Below are 15968 nucleotides of genomic sequence, written 5' to 3' on the forward strand. Positions count from 1 at the left end.
GCACCGGTGGCCGGGGCGGACGCGGAGTCCGTGGCGGCGGCGGAATCCGGAGAGGATTCGGCGCGGGTCTCGGCAGGCGTCACAGTCGGCGGAGTCTACCCGAGGGGCCAAAAGGCACCAAAGCCCCCGGGACGTCCGGTGTGGACGGCGTGCCGCCTGAATGTCGACGGTCACCCGGCGTTGCGTATCATGGCGCTTTCGTCAACGACGCCGAGGCGATCGAGGGGACGTACCAGGTGGTTCCAGCCCGCCGGCCTGGCACAACGGCCATCGCTCTGCTGGCCCTGCTGCTGACCGTGACCGCCTGCGGGCCGGTCGCCGACCGCCAGGCGCGCGACCTGCGCGTCGGCTACGACAGCCTCGACGGTTCCCTGGCGGTGTGGCCGCCGCGCGGCACGCTCGCCGACGACGGCGAGGTGACCCGGAACGTCACCGACGCGGTCCGGGAGTGGCGGTCCCCGGTCGACGACCGGGCGCACCTGCCCTCGTCGGGAATCCTCTGGTCCGGTGAAGTCGGCGGCGCCCCGCTGGCCCTGGTCGCCGCCGACGTGCCCGGCGAGAAGGCCTCCTGGCTGTTGCAGGTCACCGCGCGGGACGGCCGGTGGGCGGTCACCCACGCCACCGAGTACACCGACCCCGGCTACCTGGTCTACGCCGACGTGCTCCCCGTGTGGGCCGTCCGGGAGCGGCGCTACCTGGTCTCCGCGCGGGTGGAACGGCTGCTCGGCCCGGACGGCCGGCCGGTGGCACAGACGGAGGGGCTCACCGGCCCGGTCGCCGTGCCGCCCTGCCGGGCCGTGCCGCTGACCGCGACGCTGCGGGCCACCGAGTCGTTGCCCCGGGGCCGGGCCGCGGACCGCCTGCTCGACCTCGGTACCGGCACCGCCGCACCGCGCTACCCGCTGGTGCGGGACGAGTCCGGCTCCGGTCGGCGGGCCCTCACCGATCTGGACACCTGCGCCCTGGCCGACGACGAGGGTCCGTTCGGCAGCATCCTGCGGCGCGTCGGGGACCGCGACATCGCCGGGTCGGTGCCGTCGTCCTGGCCGATGGCGAAGGTCTCGGTGCGCACCGTCGGCGAACTCGCCCTCGACGGCGGCGCACCGGCCGAGCTGGAGCAGCTGAGCTGGGAGACCGCCGACGGGACGATGACCGCGGTGGTCCACCGCCCGGCCGGCGGGGGCGCCGCGGCGGTGTCGCGGGCGGACCGCGTCGATCCCCTCCAGTCGTACCTGCTGCCGGTGGCCGGCCGGAAGCTGTTGGTGCTGAGCTGGCGGGCGACGCGGGACAGTTCGCTGTCCGTCCCGCCCGGCACCACGAAGCTGGTGGACCGCCCCGGCCTCGTGGTCGTCGAGTGGCCCGCGAAGCGCGAGACGTTCAGCCTGGCCTCCGCCGACGAAACCCACTACCGCTCCGCCGGCGGCTGACCCCCGCACCCCCTCCCCGCCCCGCCCCTCCGTCCCGCGATCTTGCACTTTGTGCCGCGGCAAAAAGGACTTTCTTCGCGACACGACGACCGAAAGTGCAAGATCGCGGGGCGGGGCGGGGCGGGCGCGGGGCGGGGACTCGGGGGGGTTGGCTAGTTCTGGGCGGGGGCGTCGTTGGTGCGGGCGATGACGGGCTCGACCGGCTCGTCGTCCAGGCCGGAGATCCAGCCGGTGACGTCGCGGGCCACGTCCTGCGCGGTCAGGCCGAGGTCGGCCAGGATCTGCGCGCGGCTGCCGTGCGGGTGCCAGTCGGCCGGTACGCCCAGGTCCTTGAGCGGCACCCGCACGTCGGCGTCGCGCATGGCCTGCGCGATGGCCGAACCGACACCACCGACCCGGACGCCGTCCTCGACGGTGACCACGAGGCGGTGCCCGGCGGCCAGCTCGACCAGCTCGGCGGGGACCGGCCGGACCCAGCGCGGGTCCACCACGGTGACCCCGTAGCCCTGCTCGGCGACCCGGGTGGCCACCTCCATGCCCAGCTGGCCGAAGGAGCCGACGGCGACCAGCAGCACGTCGGTACGCGCGGACTCGGTCAGCACGTCGACCGGGCCGACCCGGCGTACGGCGGGCAGGTCGGCGGCGACCGATCCGGTCGGGAAGCGGACGATGGTCGGGGCGTCGTCCACGGCGACCGCCTCGCGCAGCTCCTCGCGGAGGGTGGCGGCGTCGCGGGGGGCGGCGATGCGCAGGCCGGGCACCACCCCGAAGACGGACATGTCCCACATGCCGTAGTGGCTGGGCCCGTCCGGCCCGGTGATGCCGGCCCGGTCCAGCACGAACGTCACCGGCAGCTTGTGCATCGCCACGTCCAGCAGGACCTGGTCGAACGCCCGGTTGAGGAAGGTCGCGTAGACGGCCACGACGGGGTGCAGCCCGCCGAGCGCCAGGCCCGCCGCCGAGGTGGCCGCGTGCTGCTCGGCGATGCCCACGTCGTACACCCGCTCGGGGTACTTACGGGCCAGCTTGACGATGCCGGTGGGCTCGGCCATCGCGGCGGTGATGCCGACGACGTCGGGCCGCTCGTCGGCGATCGCGACCAGCTCGTCGGCGAAGACGTTGGTCCACTTGACCGACGGCGCGGCGGTGGACTTGCCGGTGGCGATGTCAAAGGCACCCGGGCCGTGGAAGCAGTCCGCCTCGTCCTCCTCGGCGGGGCGGTAGCCGTAGCCCTTGCGAGTCACCGCGTGCACTATCACCGGGCCGCCGAAGTTCTTCGCGGCGCGCAGCGCCCCCTCGACCGCGGTCACGTCGTGCCCGTCGACCGGGCCGACGTACTTGATGCCGAGGTCCTCGAACATCGCCTGCGGGGCGACCGCGTCCTTGATGCCCTTCTTGACCGCGTGCAGCACCTCGTACATCGGCTTGCCGACCAGCGGAGTCGAGCCGAGGGCCTCCTTGACGGTGTCCAGCACCTTCTCGTAGCCCGGGTTGAGCCGCAGGAAGGAGAGGTGGTCGGCGAGGCCGCCGATGGTCGGCGCGTACGACCGGCCGTTGTCGTTCACCACGATCACCAGCGGGTTGCCGGCGGTGGCGATGTTGTTCAACGCCTCCCAGCACATGCCGCCGGTCAGCGCGCCGTCACCGACCACCGCCACGACGCTGCGCTGCTCGCCGCGCAGCGCGTACGCCTTGGCCAGCCCGTCGGCGTAGGACAGGGCGGTGGAGGCGTGCGAGTTCTCGATCAGGTCGTGCTCGCTCTCGGCCTGGCTGGGGTAGCCGGACAGGCCACCGCGCTGCTTCAGCTTGTCGAAGCCGACCTGCCGCCCGGTGACGATCTTGTGCACGTACGCCTGGTGGCCGGTGTCGAACAGGAGCCGGTCCCGGGGGGAGTCGAAGACCCGGTGCAGCGCGAGGGTCAGCTCCACCACGCCCAGGTTCGGGCCGATGTGCCCTCCGGTGCGGGAAACCTTGGCGACCAGGAAGTCACGGATCTCGGCGGCGAGGATGCCGACCTGCTCGACCGACATCCGCTTGACGTCCTGCGGGCCACGGACGGTGGCCAGCAGCCCGGTGTGGTGGACCGTGTCCTCTTCAACACTCATGACGACAGAGTCTATCGGCCGCCGCACGGTCCGCAGCCCGGCCCGGATCAGCGCGGCTCTGAGCGGCTGGTCAGCTCCGCATCCGCAGGCGGCGGGGCGGCGGAACGGCGGGGCCACCCCGGTACGCCGGCCCGGCCGGGGTCCACGACCCCAGCACGGCGGCCCGGGTGGCGCCGGTCACCGACGGGAGCGCGCCGGGCAGCCCGTGCCAGGACAGCCAGCCCAGCAGGGCGAACGCGTACGCCTCCTTGGCCTGGGTGGGCACGCCCAGCTCGTCGGTGGCGCGCAGCCGCCAGCGGCCACCGGCCAGTTCGGCGAGCCGCGACATCAGTGTGGGGTTGCGCACGCCGCCTCCGGCGGCGACGACCTCGGTGACCTGGTGGCGGGCGCACTCGGCGGCCACCGTCTCGGCGGTGAGGACGGTCAGCGTGGCCAGCAGGTCCTCGACCGGCACCGGCTCACCGAGGGCGGCGAACCGGTCGTCCAGGTAGCCGCCGTGGAACAGCTCCTTTCCGGTCGACTTCGGCGGTGGCGCCGCGTAGTAGGGCTCGGCGAGCAGGAGGTCCAGCAGGCCCGGGTGCACCCGCCCGGTCGCCGCCACGGCCCCGTCGAGGTCGCAGGGCCGGTCGAGGAAGCGGCGGGCGGCGGCGTCGAGCAGGGCGTTGGCCGGGCCGACGTCGTACCCGAGCACGGGAGCGTGCGGCGCGACCACGGTGATGTTGGCGATACCGCCCAGGTTGAGCGCCGCCCGGGGTGCCGTGTCGCCGGCCTCCGGCGCCAGCAGCAGGGCGTCGAAGGCCGGCACCAACGGCGCGCCCTGGCCGCCGGCGACGACGTCCGCCGTACGCAGGTCACCGAGCACCGGTACGCCGACCCGGGCGGCCACCCGGGCCACCGACCCCAGTTGCAGGGTGCCCCGGACGACCCCGCCGTCGACCCAGTGGAAGACCGTCTGGCCGGGCGAGACCACCGCGTCGACCACGCCGCCGGCCAGCTCGACCCCGACCACCGCCGCCTCGGCGAAGACCGCGCCGAGGCGGTTGTCCAGGCGGCAGACGGCCTCGATCGTCGTGGCGGCCGGGGGCAGCACCGCGCCGATCTCCGCGCGCAGCTCCTCGTCGTGGTCCAGGCTGCGGTGCCCCAGCGGGCGCAGCCACAGCGTGTCCCCCTCGACGGTGAACTCGGCGGCCACCACGTCCACGGCGTCGTACGACGTCCCCGACATCAACCCGACGATCTTCATGAAAGGAAGGGCCCCCCGTTAACGCCTGCGGTAGAGGAAGGGTCCCTTCCTAACACCTGAGCCGCCGCCGGGCACACCTAGGCCGGTGGCAGCAGCAGCCCGACCAGCTCCACGTGCTGGGTCATCGGGAACAGGTCGAAGCCGCGCAGCGCGGCGAGCCGCCAACCCAGGCCGGTGAACGTGTGCACGTCCCGGGCGAAGGCGGCCGGGTCGCAGGCCACGTACGCGACCGCGCGCGGCCCGGCGGCGACGACGTCCCGCACCACCGGGGCGCCCGCGCCGGCGCGGGGTGGGTCGAGCACCACCACGTCGACCGGGCCGGTGATCCGTCGGCGGGCCAGCGCGGTCTCCACCCGGGCCGCGACGATCTCCACGTGCGGCAGGTCGGCCAGGTTCTCCCGGGCGGCGGTGACGCCCTGCTCGGCGGACTCGACGAGGGTGACCCGGCCGGTGTCGCCGACCCCCGCGGCGAGCGCCGCGGCGAAGAGTCCCGCCCCGCCGTAGAGGTCCCAGGCGCGCTCGCCGGGCCGCGGGGCGAGCTGCTCCAGCACCGCGCCGACGAGCGTGTCGGCGGCGGCCGGGTGCACCTGCCAGAACGACGACGTGGGCAGCGCCCACTCCCGGCCGGCGGCCCGCTCGCGGACCCGCTCCGGGCCGCTCACGGCCGTCGGCACGCCCTCGGCGTACGCGGTGACGGTCACGTCGCCCCCGGTGGAGGCGACGGTCTCGACGGCGTCCGCGTCGGGCCACCGGGCCCCGCTGGACGCGAGCACCGGCAGCTCCTGGATCGCCGGGTGGGCGATCAGGCAGCGGTCGATCGGCACCACCTCGTGCGAGCGGTGCTTGAGCAGCCCGGCCCGGCCGGCGCCGTCGACGGCGTACCGGATCCGGGAGCGCCAGCCCAGCGGACCGCCGGGCAGCGCCTCCACGCGCACGCCCAGGGCGTCGCACTCCGCCTCGGTCAGCTTCGCCAGGCGCGTCAGCTGCTCGCGGACCACCGCCGTCTTCCAGTCCAGCTGGGCGGCGGGAGCGACGTGCTGGAGGTCGCAGCCGCCGCAGCGGCCCGGCCTGGCGTACGGGCAGGGTGGCTCGACGCGGTCGGGCGCGGCCTGGAGCACGGTCACCGCGTCGGCCCGGGCGAAGCCCCTGTGCACCTCGGTGACCTCGGCGACGACCCGTTCGCCGGGCAGCGCGTGCCGGACGAAGACGACCTGCCCGTCGACCCGCGCGACGCAGTGGCCGCCCGGTGCGACGGCGTCGACGGTCAGCTCGACCCGCTCGGCCTCCTCCAGCCCACCTCCGGCGGCGCTCACGGGCGGTCCCCGTCCACACGGCGCTCCCCGGACGGAGCGGAGACGACCGGCGGCAGGGTGCTCTGCGGGACCACGCGGGGGCCCCGTGGCGGGCCCTGGCTCAGCGTGGCGTCCAGCCGGTCCAGGTTCTTACTGGCGGTGGAGGCGAGCTGCCACGGCACACTGGTCACCATCACGCCCGGTTCGAACAGCAGCCGCCCCTTGAGGCGCAACGCGCTCTGGTTGTGCAACAGGTTCTCCCACCAGCGCCCGACCACGTACTCGGGGATGAAGACGGTGACCACGTCGCGCGGCGACTCCCGGCGGACGTTGGCCACGAAGTTGAGGATCGGCCGGGTGATCTCCCGGTACGGCGAGTCGACCACGGTCAACGGGACCGGGACGTCGCGCCGCTCCCACTCGACCTGCAACTGCCGGGTGTCCTTGTCGTCCACGTTGACCGTCACCGCCGTGAGCGTGTCGGGCCGGGTGGCCTTCGCGTACGCCAGCGCCCGCAGCGTCGGCTGGTGCAGCTTGCTGACCAGCACGATCGCGTGGTTGCGGGCGGGCAGCACGGGGCGTCCCTCGTCCGGGGTCAGTTCCACGGCGACCCGGTCGTAGTGCCGCCGGATGGCCAGCATCAGCACGTAGATCATCGCCATCGCGACGATGGCGATCCAGGCACCGAGCAGGAACTTCGTCACGAGCACGATGACCAGCACGGTACCGGTCATCACCATGCCGAACGTGTTGATCGCACGGGAGCGGACCATCCGGCTGCGGGCCTGCGGGTCGCGCTCCCTCTTCAGGTGCCGGTTCCAGTGCCGGATCATCCCGGCCTGGGAGAGCGTGAACGAGACGAAGACGCCGACGATGTAGAGCTGGATGAGCTTGGTCACCTCGGCCTGGAAGCCGACGATCAGCACGATCGCGAAGACGGCCAGGAAGAGGATGCCGTTGGAGAAGGCCAGCCGGTCACCGCGGGTGTGCAGCTGCCGGGGCAGGTAGCGGTCCTGGGCCAGGATCGAGCCCAGCACCGGGAACCCGTTGAAGGCGGTGTTCGCCGCGAGGAACAGGATCAGCGCGGTCGCGCCGGCCACCACGAAGAGCAGCACCGAGCCGGACCCGAAGACGGTCTCGCCGAGCTGCGTGGTGACGGTCTTCTGCACGTACCCCTCGGGGCCGGAGACGATCTGGAGGTCCGGGTCCTCGACGAACTGGAGCCCGGTCAGCCGGGACAGCCAGATGATGCCGACCAGCATGCTGACCGCGATGGCACCCAGGAGCAGGAGGGTGGTGGCCGCGTTGCGGCTCTTCGGGGCCCGGAACGCCGGCACGCCGTTGGAGATGGCCTCCACGCCGGTCAGTGCCGCGCAGCCGGAGGAGAACGTGCGCAGCAGCAGGAAGATCAGGGCGAAGCCGGTGACGCTGTGCTCGGCCTGGATCACCAGGTCGGCGCTGGGCGCGCGCAGGTCCTGGCCGAACACGAAGATCCGGATCAGGCCGGTGAGCAGCATGCCGCCGACGACGATCACGAAGCCGTAGGTGGGAATCGCGAACAGGTTGCCCGACTCCCGCAGGCCGCGCAGGTTCAGCGCGGTGAGCGTCGCCACCGCGAGCACCGCGATCATGACCTTGTGGGTGCCCACGAAGGGCACCACCGAGCCGAGGTTGGCCACCCCGGCGGAGACCGACACCGCGACCGTCAGCACGTAGTCGACCAGCAGCGCGCTGGCCACCGCGACACCGGCCCGCGGCCCGAGGTTGACCGTGGCCACCTCGTAGTCGCCGCCGCCGGAGGGGTAGGCCCGCACGTTCTGCCGGTAGCTGGCCACCACCGTGAGCATCACCACGACGACCGCGAGCGCGATCCACGGCGAGAAGAAGTACGCCGAGGCGCCCGCGATGGACAGCGTCAGCAGGATCTCGTCCGGCGCGTACGCGACGCTGGACAGGGCGTCGGACGCGAAGACGGGAAGCGCGATGCGCTTCGGCAGGAGGGTGTGCTGGAGGCGGTCGGACCGGAACGGTCGACCGAGGAGCAGCCGCTTCAGCAGCGAGGTGGGTCTGGCCACAACGGCCAAGAGTACGACCATCACGGCCCGGACCGCCGGGGTGGCCGATCACAACCGGGTGTACGGCCGGAGTACCGTCGGGCCGCGCCCACGCGGAGAGACGTGGCAGGCTCGCAGTCGGGTGCCGCACGCGGTGCGGGGCCGGTGAGGAGGGGACGCGGTGCATGTCGTGATCATGGGCTGTGGTCGGGTGGGTTCGACGCTCGCCCAGAGCCTGGAGTCCCGGGGGCACTCGGTGGCGGTGATCGACCAGGACTCCGACGCGTTCCGGCGGCTCGGCCCCGACTTCGCGGGCATCACGGTGACCGGCGCCGGGTTCGACGGCGAGGTGCTGCGGCAGGCCGGCATCGAGCGCGCCGACGCCTTCGCGGCCGTCTCCAGCGGCGACAACTCCAACATCATCTCCGCGCGGCTGGCCCGGGAGACGTTCGGCGTCTCCCGCGTGGCCGCCCGCATCTACGACCAGCGCCGGGCCCAGGTGTACGAGCGGCTCGGCATCCCCACGGTGGCCACCGTCCGATGGACCGCCGACCGGATGCTGCGCCACCTCGTCCCCGAGGGCAACGTCGAGATCTTCCGCGACCCGACCAGCACCGTGTCGATCGTCGAGGTGCCGGTACACAAGGACTGGATCGGCCGGTCGGTGCGCGCGCTGGAGGAGTCGAGCGGCGCGCGGGTGGCGTACCTGATCCGCTTCGGCATCGGCACGCTGCCCACGGTGTCCACCGTCGTCCAGGAGGGCGACCAGATCTTCATGCTGGTCACCGACGACATCGTGGCGTCGGTCACGTCGGTGGCGGCGACGCCGCCGGAAGGAGGGCACTGAGCATGCGGATCGCCATCGCCGGCGCCGGCAACGTGGGGCGCTCGATCGCCTCGGAGCTGATCGACAACGGCCACCAGGTGATGCTGATCGAGCGGCAGCCCCGGATGCTGCGCCCGGACCGTGTCCCCGACGCCGAGTGGGTGCTCGCCGACGCGTGCGAGCTGACCAGCCTCGAGGAGGCGAACGTCGCCGGCTGCGACGTGGTCGTCGCGGCGACCGGCGACGACAAGGTCAACCTGGTGGTGTCGCTGCTGGCCAAGACCGAGTTCGCGGTGCCCCGGGTGGTGGCGCGGGTCAACCGGGCCGAGAACGAGTGGCTCTTCACCGAGCAGTGGGGCGTGGACGTCGCGGTGAGCAAACCACGGGTCATGGCGGCCCTGGTCGAGGAGGCGGTCACCGTCGGGGACCTGGTCCGGCTGATGACCTTCCGGCAGGGCGAGGCGAACCTCGTCGAGATCACCCTCCCGCCCACCGCACCGTACGTGGGTCAGGCCCTGCACCAGGTGCCCCTGCCGCGCGACTCCGCCCTGGTGGCGATCCTGCGCGGCAAGCGGGTCCTGGTGCCCAGCCCGGACGACCCGCTGGAGGCCGGCGACGAGCTGATCTTCGTCTGCACCGCCGAGGTGGAGGACCAGGTCCGCGCGGTCGTGCTCGGCCCGGACAGCGTGGAACGGACCCGCGAGTCCCGCTGACACGGGCCAGGGGGCCAGGGCCACGGACCGGCGGGGCGGCCCGGCGTCGGCTCAGGCGCCGGGGGTCGGCGCCGTCTCCCGGGTCACCCGGCGGACGGTCCAGACCGTGATCAGCAGAAGCAGCGCGTACGGCGGGTAGCCCAGCGCCAACCGGGCCACACCGAGCGCGGTGTCCTGGTGGGCGAGGTAGAGCCCCGCCTGGACGCCGACCTTGGCCAGCCACACCACGCCCCAGAGCACGGTCAACCCGGTGAAGGTCCGGACCAGACGAGGGTCGTCCCGCCACTCCGACTTGCCCTTGGCGACCAGCACCGACCAGAGCCAGCCCACCAGGGGCTGCCGGATCGCCGCCGAGATCAGCAGGGCCACCCCGTAGCCGATGCCGTAGAGGATGCCGGGGAGGTAGAAGTCGCGCTCGTTGCCGGTACGCCAGGCGATCGCGGCACCGATGGCCACGCCGAACAGACCGTTGACGGCGTGCCGGACCGGCCGACGCTGGGCCAGCCGCAGCACGGCGATCGCCAGCGCGACCGCGACCGAGGCGATGACGGCGGGGCGAAGGTCACCGAGGATGTTCGCCACCACGAAGACGACCACCGGAATGCTGGACTCCACCAGCCCCCGCCAGCCGCCCAACTGGTCGGCCATCTGCTCGGCGAGGGTGGGGAGCGGCTCCTCCTCCACCGGTCCGAGGTCCGGCTGCGCCGAGCGGTGCTGTCCCGTCGTCATGCCCTGCCTTCCGTCCGCCGCACCCGGAGGTTTCACTTCGGCGGTTCCAGCTCGTAGTACGGGTTGTAGATGACCTTGCGATCGTCCCGTACGGCCATCCGCCCCCGGGCGGTCAGGTGACGCCCGGGCTCGATGCCGGTGATGTGCCGCCGGCCCAGCCACACCAGGGTGACCACGTCACTGCCGTCGTAGAGGTCCGCCTCCAGCGTCGGCAGGTTCGTCCGGGGGGTGTAGACCACCGTGCGGAGCCGTCCGGCCACCGAGACCACCTGGCCCCGCATGCACTGCTGAGCGGGCGGGCACCCGTGCTCGGCGCTCTCCCTGCGCAGCTCCTGCGCCTCGATCTCCGCCTCGCTGGCGGTGAGCCGGCGCAGCATCCGTCGCAGTGAACTCTGGCGCTCGTCGGTCGTCATGACCTCCGCGTCACCCTCTCCACGCTGGCCGGCGCTCCGCCGGCTCTGGCTTGCGGACCCGGCGACGCCGGGACCGTCCCGCCAGCGTACGCCGACGGGACCGGTCCCGGCCGTTCGGCCGAGGAGGCGGTCAGGCCTCGCGGGCGGCGGGGGCGCCCTCCGTGGCGGCGGCCTGGTCGGCCACCTCCCGGGGCAGCCGCAGCGGCAGCGGCTCGCGGACCGGCTTCGCCTCCTGGCCACGGTCGACCACGAGGCCATCGAGGCACTCCGCGAGCGGGCCGGCGGCGGCCGGGTCGGTGGCCGCCCGCCCCTGGTAGACGCCGCGGACCATCCACCGGGGGCCGTCGATGCCGACGAAGCGCAGGTCGGTGAGACCGTCCGGGGTACGCACCCGGGCGTGCAGCTCGGGGCCGTACTCCCCCTGCACCTCCTGCGCGGCGGCGCCGTCGGCGAACAGCGACTTGCGGATCTCCTCGCGCACCTCGTCCCAGATGCCCTCGCTGCGGGGCGCCGCGAAGACGCCGAGCTGGAGGGCGTTGTCGCCGTGCACCAGGACGACCTGCTGGATCACGCCCTCCTGGTCGGCCTGGACCCGGACCTCGACGTCGGAGACCGCGGGGATCTGGAGGCTGCCCAGGTCGAGCCGCTGCACCCCCTCGGGCGCCTCGGAAGCGTCGTAGGGACCACGCGCCGGCGTCGCCTCCAGATCGGTGGAGTCGAGGACCTCCGCGGCCCCCTCGTCACGTGCGTGCCGTCCGGAACCGGCCCGCTTTCGGGAGAAGATCACTGCGCCCACCCTCCGCTGTTCACACTCACCGTGCCACCTCTTCCGTCCTCCTCGACCGCCCGGTCGTCCGGACCGGGCGGGGGCGGTACCAGACCGACGTGCCCGCCGGTGGAGCCGTGCCCGCCCGTGCCCCGGCGGGACCCGGGCAGCTCGGCCACCGGCTGGAACTCCGCCCGGGCCACCCGCTGCACAACGAGCTGTGCGATGCGGTCGCCACGGGAGATCGTCGCCGGCACCTCCCGATCATGGTTGATCAGGTTGACCAGAATCTCACCCCGGTAGCCGGCGTCGACCGTACCGGGCGCGTTGAGCACGGTCACGCCGAGCCTCGCCGCCAGCCCGGAGCGCGGGTGCACCAGCCCCACGTACCCCTCGGGCAGGGCGATCGCCACGCCGGTCGGGACCAGGGCCCGACCGCCGGGCGGCAGCTCGACGTCCGTCGCGGCCACCAGGTCGGCCCCGGCGTCGCCGGGATGGGCGTACGCCGGCAGCGGCAGCTCCGGGTCGAGCTGCCGTACGGGTACGGGTACGACGTCGGTCACGGTTCCCCTCTTCCGTCCGTTTCGCGGGGTGACCCTGCCATCCTGCCGGGTACCCGGGCCGTCGCGCGCCGTACCCTCGGACTGTGAGCATGTCGCCGTCCTCGCCGTCCCCCGCCGCCCACTCGGAGCGGCTCGGCCTGCCCTGGTGGCTGTGGCTGTTCGGCCTGGCGGTGGCCGCGCTGCTCGCCGCCGAGATCTGGATGGGCGCACCCGGGATGCGGGCCTGGCTGCCCTTCGCGGTGCTGCTGCCGGCGACCGTGGCCGGCCTGGCGTGGCTGGGCCGGATCCGGATCGCCGTCGCCGACGGCGAGCTGCGGGTGGACGACGCCCGCCTGCCGGCCCGATTCGTCGCGGACGTGATCCCGCTGGACGCCGCGGGCCGGCGCGAGGTGCTGGGCGTCGGGTCGGACCCGCTGGCCTTCGTGGTGCAGCGGCCGTGGGTTCCCGGCGCCGTCCAGGTGGTGCTGGACGACCCGGCCGACCCGACCCCGTTCTGGGTGGTCAGCTCGCGCCGGCCGGTCGAGCTGACCGATTCGCTGCTCGCCGCGCGCGACGCGGCCCGTGCCGGCGCCACCGCCGGTACGGACACCGGTTCCCGCACCGGCGCCACCGGCACCGCCTGACGGCGTTGGGCCGGGCGGAGAAGGTCCGGTCGCCGCGGTCAGGGTGAGGTGGGCAGGGCCGGTGGGCTGCCGGGCCGGGTCACGCCCTTGCGGCGCAGGTCGGACCGGAGCTGGTCGGCCGTCGCGTGGGTGGCCCGCCGGTTGAGGTAGCTCGCCACGGCGGCCCCGGTGAGGAACGGGCCGAGTGTGGTCAGGTTGCGGCCGAACCGCTTGAGGAGGGTGTCCCGCAACTCCTTGCGGGCGGCGGTGCCGAGCACCGCGCTGACCCCGACGCCGGGCATCATCGGGTTGATGCCCCGCTGGCTGGACCACGACTGCACCAGCGCGACCGCGCGCTGCGTGCCACCGGGCGGCAGCGGAACGCGGTAGACCTCGTGCAGCTCGCCGACCAGCTTGAGCTCGATCGCGACCACCGCGACCGTCTCGGCGGCCAGCAGCACCGGCGCCGAGAGCAGGGTCGGTGCGACGGTCCACTCGACCGCGGCGACGCCCCCGCCGGCGGCGCCGACACCGGCCGTCGCCCGCGCGGCGTTGCGCACCAGTCGGTCGGCGAGGTCCTCGCCGTCGAGGTCGGGGAAGTGCCGCCGCAGCGTCGCCAGGTCGCGGACGGGCACGTGCGGGGCGATCTCGGCGACCGTGTCCACCATCCAGCGCACCGCGGCCTTCGGTTTGAACAGGTCGGCCACGCCACGCGAACGGGCCTGCGCCACCATCCGGCCGAGCAACTGCCGGCGGCGTCCGGGCGCGATGTCGTCGGCGGTCAGCGCCGCGACCGTCGCACCCAGGTCCTCGGTGGCGCCGGCGTCGTCAGTGCCGCCCTCGACGCGCGTCCGCTCCGCTTCGAGCCGCCCGTCCGGCTCGCTCCGCTCGCTCATCGGTACGCCCTCCCGTGGCCCGCCGCCGACGCGACGGTGGCCCGTCACGAGTCAAGCAGGTCCCCCGGTGCGGCGCACGGCGACCGGAGCAAGCGGCGGCCCCGCCGTGGGAGCCGCCGCCGGTGTCGTTCCTCGTACGGGGTCAGACGCACTCGCGGCAGATCAGCTCACCGTTGCGCTCGACCGCGAGCTGGCTGCGGTGGTGCACCAGGAAGCAGCGAGCACAGCGGAACTCGTCCTGCTGCATCGGCAGAACCTTGACCGTGAGTTCCTCGTCGGCCAGATCGGCACCGGGCAGCTCGAAGCTCTCAGCCACCTCGGCCTCGTCGACGTCCACGGCGCCCGACTGTGAGTCGACGCGCCGGGCCTTGAGCTCTTCCAGGCTGTCCTCGCCGAGGTCGACCTCGTCGCGACGCGGGGCGTCGTAGTCGGTGGCCATCGGTTTCACTCTCCCATATCGATGTTGTCGCTTCCGGTTGTAACGCCGGACGACGCTGTTTCGGTTCCGCTGGCCGGCCACCATTTGTGTCGGTCACCCGACCCCGGCCGAAGCCGGTTCGGAGCCGCCAGAAGAAACTCCTCCAGCGAGCGCGGTACCTTACCCCCCCGTTGGGCGTGGCATGTATACCGCCCTCGTGGCTGAGATGTACGCCCCCGCACGCGAAGTTGTTCCCAATGTGACTCAGGCGACACGAAGATAGGGGTAGTAGTACCCCGTTCCCGGATGGCGCGCCGGCATGTCCGGCTGTTTCCACGCGACGGCCGGACAACCGTTAACCTCAGCGGCGTACTCCGACGGCCGGCGGGGCGGCCCGACCGCACCGACGGCCGCCACCACCTCTGCCCGGGGAGCACCCTGATGAGCTTTGCGCGAGTGCGAGCACTCGTTGTCGTCGGTCTGCTGGCGGTAGTGGCCCTGGTCTTCGTGGTCGTCGCCCTGGTCCGCGACACCCAGAGCGACGCGGGGGCCGCCGGCGGCTGCCCCGAGGGCTGGCCGGTCGCCGACGTGGCACTGCGCGAGCAGAAGGACGTCAAGATCAACGTTCTCAACGGCACCGATCGGATCGGCCTGGCCACCGACATCGCCGACGACTTCCGGAACCGCAAGTTCCAGGTGAAGAAGGTCGCCGACCAGAAGAAGAAGATCGACGACATCGCCGTGCTCCGGTACGGCCCGAAGGCCGTCGGCTCCGCGCACCTGCTGCGCGCCTACTTCCTGGACGAGGCCCGGTACGAGTACGACCCCAAGCGCAAGGACGACACCGTCGACGTGGTGCTGGGCGCGTCCTTCCAGCAGCTCGCCACCACCACCGAGGTCAACCAGTCCCTCGGTGACCTCGGCTCGCCCGTCGCGCCGCCCGGCTCCTGCCCGGCCCCGGCGAAGGGCTGACGGTCAGGGGCCGCCGGAGGCGTCGAGGTCGGCGAGGCGGGCGTGCAGGGGCTCGAACAGGGCCGGCGGGGCGGCCACGACCATGTCCGGCCCGGCCGGCACGCCGCGCAGGCCGTCCACCCGCAGTCCGGCCTCACTCGCCACCAGGCCGCCCGCCGCGAGGTCCCAGGCGGCGAGCCCCTTCTCGTAGTAGGCGTCCACCCGGCCCTCGGCCGCGTAGCAGAGGTCGATCGCGGCGGCGCCGAGTCGCCGGATGTCCCGCACCTGCGTGATCAGCCCGGCCACCACCTGCGCCTGGTGCGCCCGGCGCCGCGGGTCGTACCCGAAGCCGGTGGCCACGAGCGCCTGACCGAGGTCGGTCTCGGTGGAGCATCGCAACCGCTCACCGGCGCGCCAGGCGCCCCCGCCGGCCGTGGCCGTCCACTCGTCGCCGGTGCTGAGGTTGCGCACCACCCCCGCGACGACCCTGCCGTCGACCTCGGCGGCCAGCGAGACCGCGGAGTGCGGCAGGTCGTACAGGTAGTTCACGGTGCCGTCGATCGGGTCGACGATCCACCGCACGGCGCCGGGACCGGACGGGCCGGCGGCCTCGCCCGCGCCGAACTCCTCGCCGAGTACGGCGTCGTCGGGCCGGAGCCTGCGCAGCGCGTCGATCACCTGTCGCTCCACCGCCCGGTCGGCGGCGGTCACCACGTCGGTGACCGTGCTCTTCGTCGCGGCCACCGAGACTCCCTCGGCCCGCATGCGGTACGCGGTCGCCGCGGCGTCCCGCGCCACATCGACGGCGATCTCCAGCAGCTCCTGCGCCGCAGGTGTCGAGCGATCCATTCGTCGGTCCCCTTCCCGCACGTCCGGGGTGTTGCGGATCGCGCGCGCTATCATCCTTACAAAGTCCACATCTGCGCCGAATCGGCGGTCCCCACCGCCGGTACGCCGTGCGCCGCAGGAT

Annotated in this window: 16 protein-coding genes; 5 read left to right on the plus strand and 11 right to left on the minus strand. The window is 73.4% G+C overall.

Translation table 11 applies throughout. The annotated features are described in order from the left end of the window. Positions 1-236 precede the first annotated feature (236 nt). Positions 237-1427, plus strand: coding sequence for a hypothetical protein (locus ACIBR0_RS08420; RefSeq protein WP_396713518.1), 1191 nt, complete (start codon positions 237-239; stop codon positions 1425-1427). 152 nt (positions 1428-1579) lie between these two features. On the opposite strand, the gene dxs is transcribed toward ACIBR0_RS08420, so the two are convergent. The 4 genes from dxs to ACIBR0_RS08440 all read right to left on the minus strand — a co-directional run bounded on the left by dxs (position 1580) and on the right by ACIBR0_RS08440 (position 8142). Next, the gene (dxs, locus tag ACIBR0_RS08425; protein WP_396713520.1) at positions 1580-3532 is read right to left on the minus strand and encodes a 1-deoxy-D-xylulose-5-phosphate synthase; all 1953 of its coding nucleotides are present in this window, start codon (positions 3530-3532) and stop codon (positions 1580-1582) included. 70 nt (positions 3533-3602) lie between these two features. Then, entirely contained in the window at positions 3603-4775 is a 1173-nt protein-coding gene (locus ACIBR0_RS08430; RefSeq protein ID WP_396713522.1) for an anhydro-N-acetylmuramic acid kinase, read from the minus strand. Positions 4776-4852: 77 nt separating this feature from the next. Further along, positions 4853-6088, minus strand: coding sequence for a class I SAM-dependent RNA methyltransferase (locus tag ACIBR0_RS08435; protein WP_396713524.1), 1236 nt, complete (start codon positions 6086-6088; stop codon positions 4853-4855). Next, positions 6085-8142 (minus strand): APC family permease, encoded by a 2058-nt coding sequence (locus ACIBR0_RS08440; RefSeq protein WP_396713526.1) that lies wholly within the window; start codon positions 8140-8142, stop codon positions 6085-6087. The genes ACIBR0_RS08435 and ACIBR0_RS08440 overlap by 4 nt, the downstream gene beginning before the upstream one ends. A 160-nt stretch (positions 8143-8302) precedes the next feature. Between ACIBR0_RS08440 and ACIBR0_RS08445 the strand changes: the two genes are divergently transcribed. Beyond that, a complete protein-coding gene (locus ACIBR0_RS08445) occupies positions 8303-8968 on the plus strand; it encodes a TrkA family potassium uptake protein (protein WP_357034095.1) in 666 nt (221 codons plus the stop codon). Next, complete coding sequence (locus ACIBR0_RS08450; protein WP_396713816.1) at positions 8965-9660, plus strand: potassium channel family protein; 696 nt, start codon at positions 8965-8967, stop codon at positions 9658-9660. Before ACIBR0_RS08445 ends, ACIBR0_RS08450 begins: the two co-directional genes overlap by 4 nt. A gap of 51 nt (positions 9661-9711) precedes the next feature. Here ACIBR0_RS08450 and ACIBR0_RS08455 read toward each other — a convergent pair whose 3' ends face one another. From ACIBR0_RS08455 to dut, 4 genes are all read right to left on the minus strand, one after another. Beyond that, positions 9712-10389, minus strand: a complete 678-nt coding sequence (locus ACIBR0_RS08455; RefSeq protein WP_396713528.1) for a DUF3159 domain-containing protein — start codon at positions 10387-10389, stop codon at positions 9712-9714. A 32-nt stretch (positions 10390-10421) separates the two neighbouring features. Continuing rightward, on the minus strand, positions 10422-10802 hold the full coding sequence (locus tag ACIBR0_RS08460) for an OB-fold nucleic acid binding domain-containing protein (RefSeq protein WP_396713530.1): 381 nt from the start codon (positions 10800-10802) through the stop codon (positions 10422-10424). A gap of 130 nt (positions 10803-10932) precedes the next feature. Next, positions 10933-11589, minus strand: coding sequence for a DUF3710 domain-containing protein (locus ACIBR0_RS08465; protein ID WP_396713532.1), 657 nt, complete (start codon positions 11587-11589; stop codon positions 10933-10935). Next, a complete protein-coding gene (gene dut / locus ACIBR0_RS08470) occupies positions 11586-12131 on the minus strand; it encodes a dUTP diphosphatase (protein WP_396713534.1) in 546 nt (181 codons plus the stop codon). Before dut ends, ACIBR0_RS08465 begins: the two co-directional genes overlap by 4 nt. Before the next feature lie 89 nt (positions 12132-12220). Here dut and ACIBR0_RS08475 point away from each other — a divergent pair, with 89 nt between their 5' ends. After that, a complete protein-coding gene (locus ACIBR0_RS08475) occupies positions 12221-12754 on the plus strand; it encodes a DUF3093 domain-containing protein (protein ID WP_396713818.1) in 534 nt (177 codons plus the stop codon). 38 nt (positions 12755-12792) lie between these two features. On the opposite strand, the gene ACIBR0_RS08480 is transcribed toward ACIBR0_RS08475, so the two are convergent. Beyond that, a complete protein-coding gene (locus ACIBR0_RS08480) occupies positions 12793-13629 on the minus strand; it encodes a hypothetical protein (RefSeq protein ID WP_396713536.1) in 837 nt (278 codons plus the stop codon). A 142-nt stretch (positions 13630-13771) separates the two neighbouring features. Beyond that, positions 13772-14068 (minus strand): DUF4193 domain-containing protein, encoded by a 297-nt coding sequence (locus ACIBR0_RS08485; RefSeq protein WP_007075406.1) that lies wholly within the window; start codon positions 14066-14068, stop codon positions 13772-13774. Positions 14069-14503: 435 nt separating this feature from the next. Here ACIBR0_RS08485 and ACIBR0_RS08490 point away from each other — a divergent pair, with 435 nt between their 5' ends. Then, the gene (locus ACIBR0_RS08490) at positions 14504-15019 is read left to right on the plus strand and encodes a LytR C-terminal domain-containing protein (protein ID WP_396713820.1); all 516 of its coding nucleotides are present in this window, start codon (positions 14504-14506) and stop codon (positions 15017-15019) included. A gap of 3 nt (positions 15020-15022) precedes the next feature. On the opposite strand, the gene ACIBR0_RS08495 is transcribed toward ACIBR0_RS08490, so the two are convergent. Next, positions 15023-15847, minus strand: coding sequence for an inositol monophosphatase family protein (locus ACIBR0_RS08495; protein ID WP_357034083.1), 825 nt, complete (start codon positions 15845-15847; stop codon positions 15023-15025). Positions 15848-15968: the final 121 nt, after the last annotated feature.

It is taken from the genome of Micromonospora sp. NPDC049497 (assembly GCF_044465805.1).
Taxonomy (GTDB): Bacteria; Actinomycetota; Actinomycetes; order Mycobacteriales; family Micromonosporaceae; genus Micromonospora.

Bases quoted from the DNA above. Each gene is read 5' to 3' on its own strand.
- ACIBR0_RS08480 (WP_396713536.1), bottom strand. From the start codon at position 13,629: ATGAGCGAGCGGAGCGAGCCGGACGGGCGGCTCGAAGCGGAGCGGACG.
- ACIBR0_RS08430 (WP_396713522.1), bottom strand. From the start codon at position 4,775: ATGAAGATCGTCGGGTTGATGTCGGGGACGTCGTACGACGCCGTGGAC.
- ACIBR0_RS08455 (WP_396713528.1), bottom strand. From the start codon at position 10,389: ATGACGACGGGACAGCACCGCTCGGCGCAGCCGGACCTCGGACCGGTG.
- ACIBR0_RS08460 (WP_396713530.1), bottom strand. From the start codon at position 10,802: ATGACGACCGACGAGCGCCAGAGTTCACTGCGACGGATGCTGCGCCGG.
- dxs (WP_396713520.1), bottom strand. From the start codon at position 3,532: ATGAGTGTTGAAGAGGACACGGTCCACCACACCGGGCTGCTGGCCACC.
- ACIBR0_RS08485 (WP_007075406.1), bottom strand. From the start codon at position 14,068: ATGGCCACCGACTACGACGCCCCGCGTCGCGACGAGGTCGACCTCGGC.
- ACIBR0_RS08475 (WP_396713818.1), top strand. From the start codon at position 12,221: ATGTCGCCGTCCTCGCCGTCCCCCGCCGCCCACTCGGAGCGGCTCGGC.
- ACIBR0_RS08495 (WP_357034083.1), bottom strand. From the start codon at position 15,847: ATGGATCGCTCGACACCTGCGGCGCAGGAGCTGCTGGAGATCGCCGTC.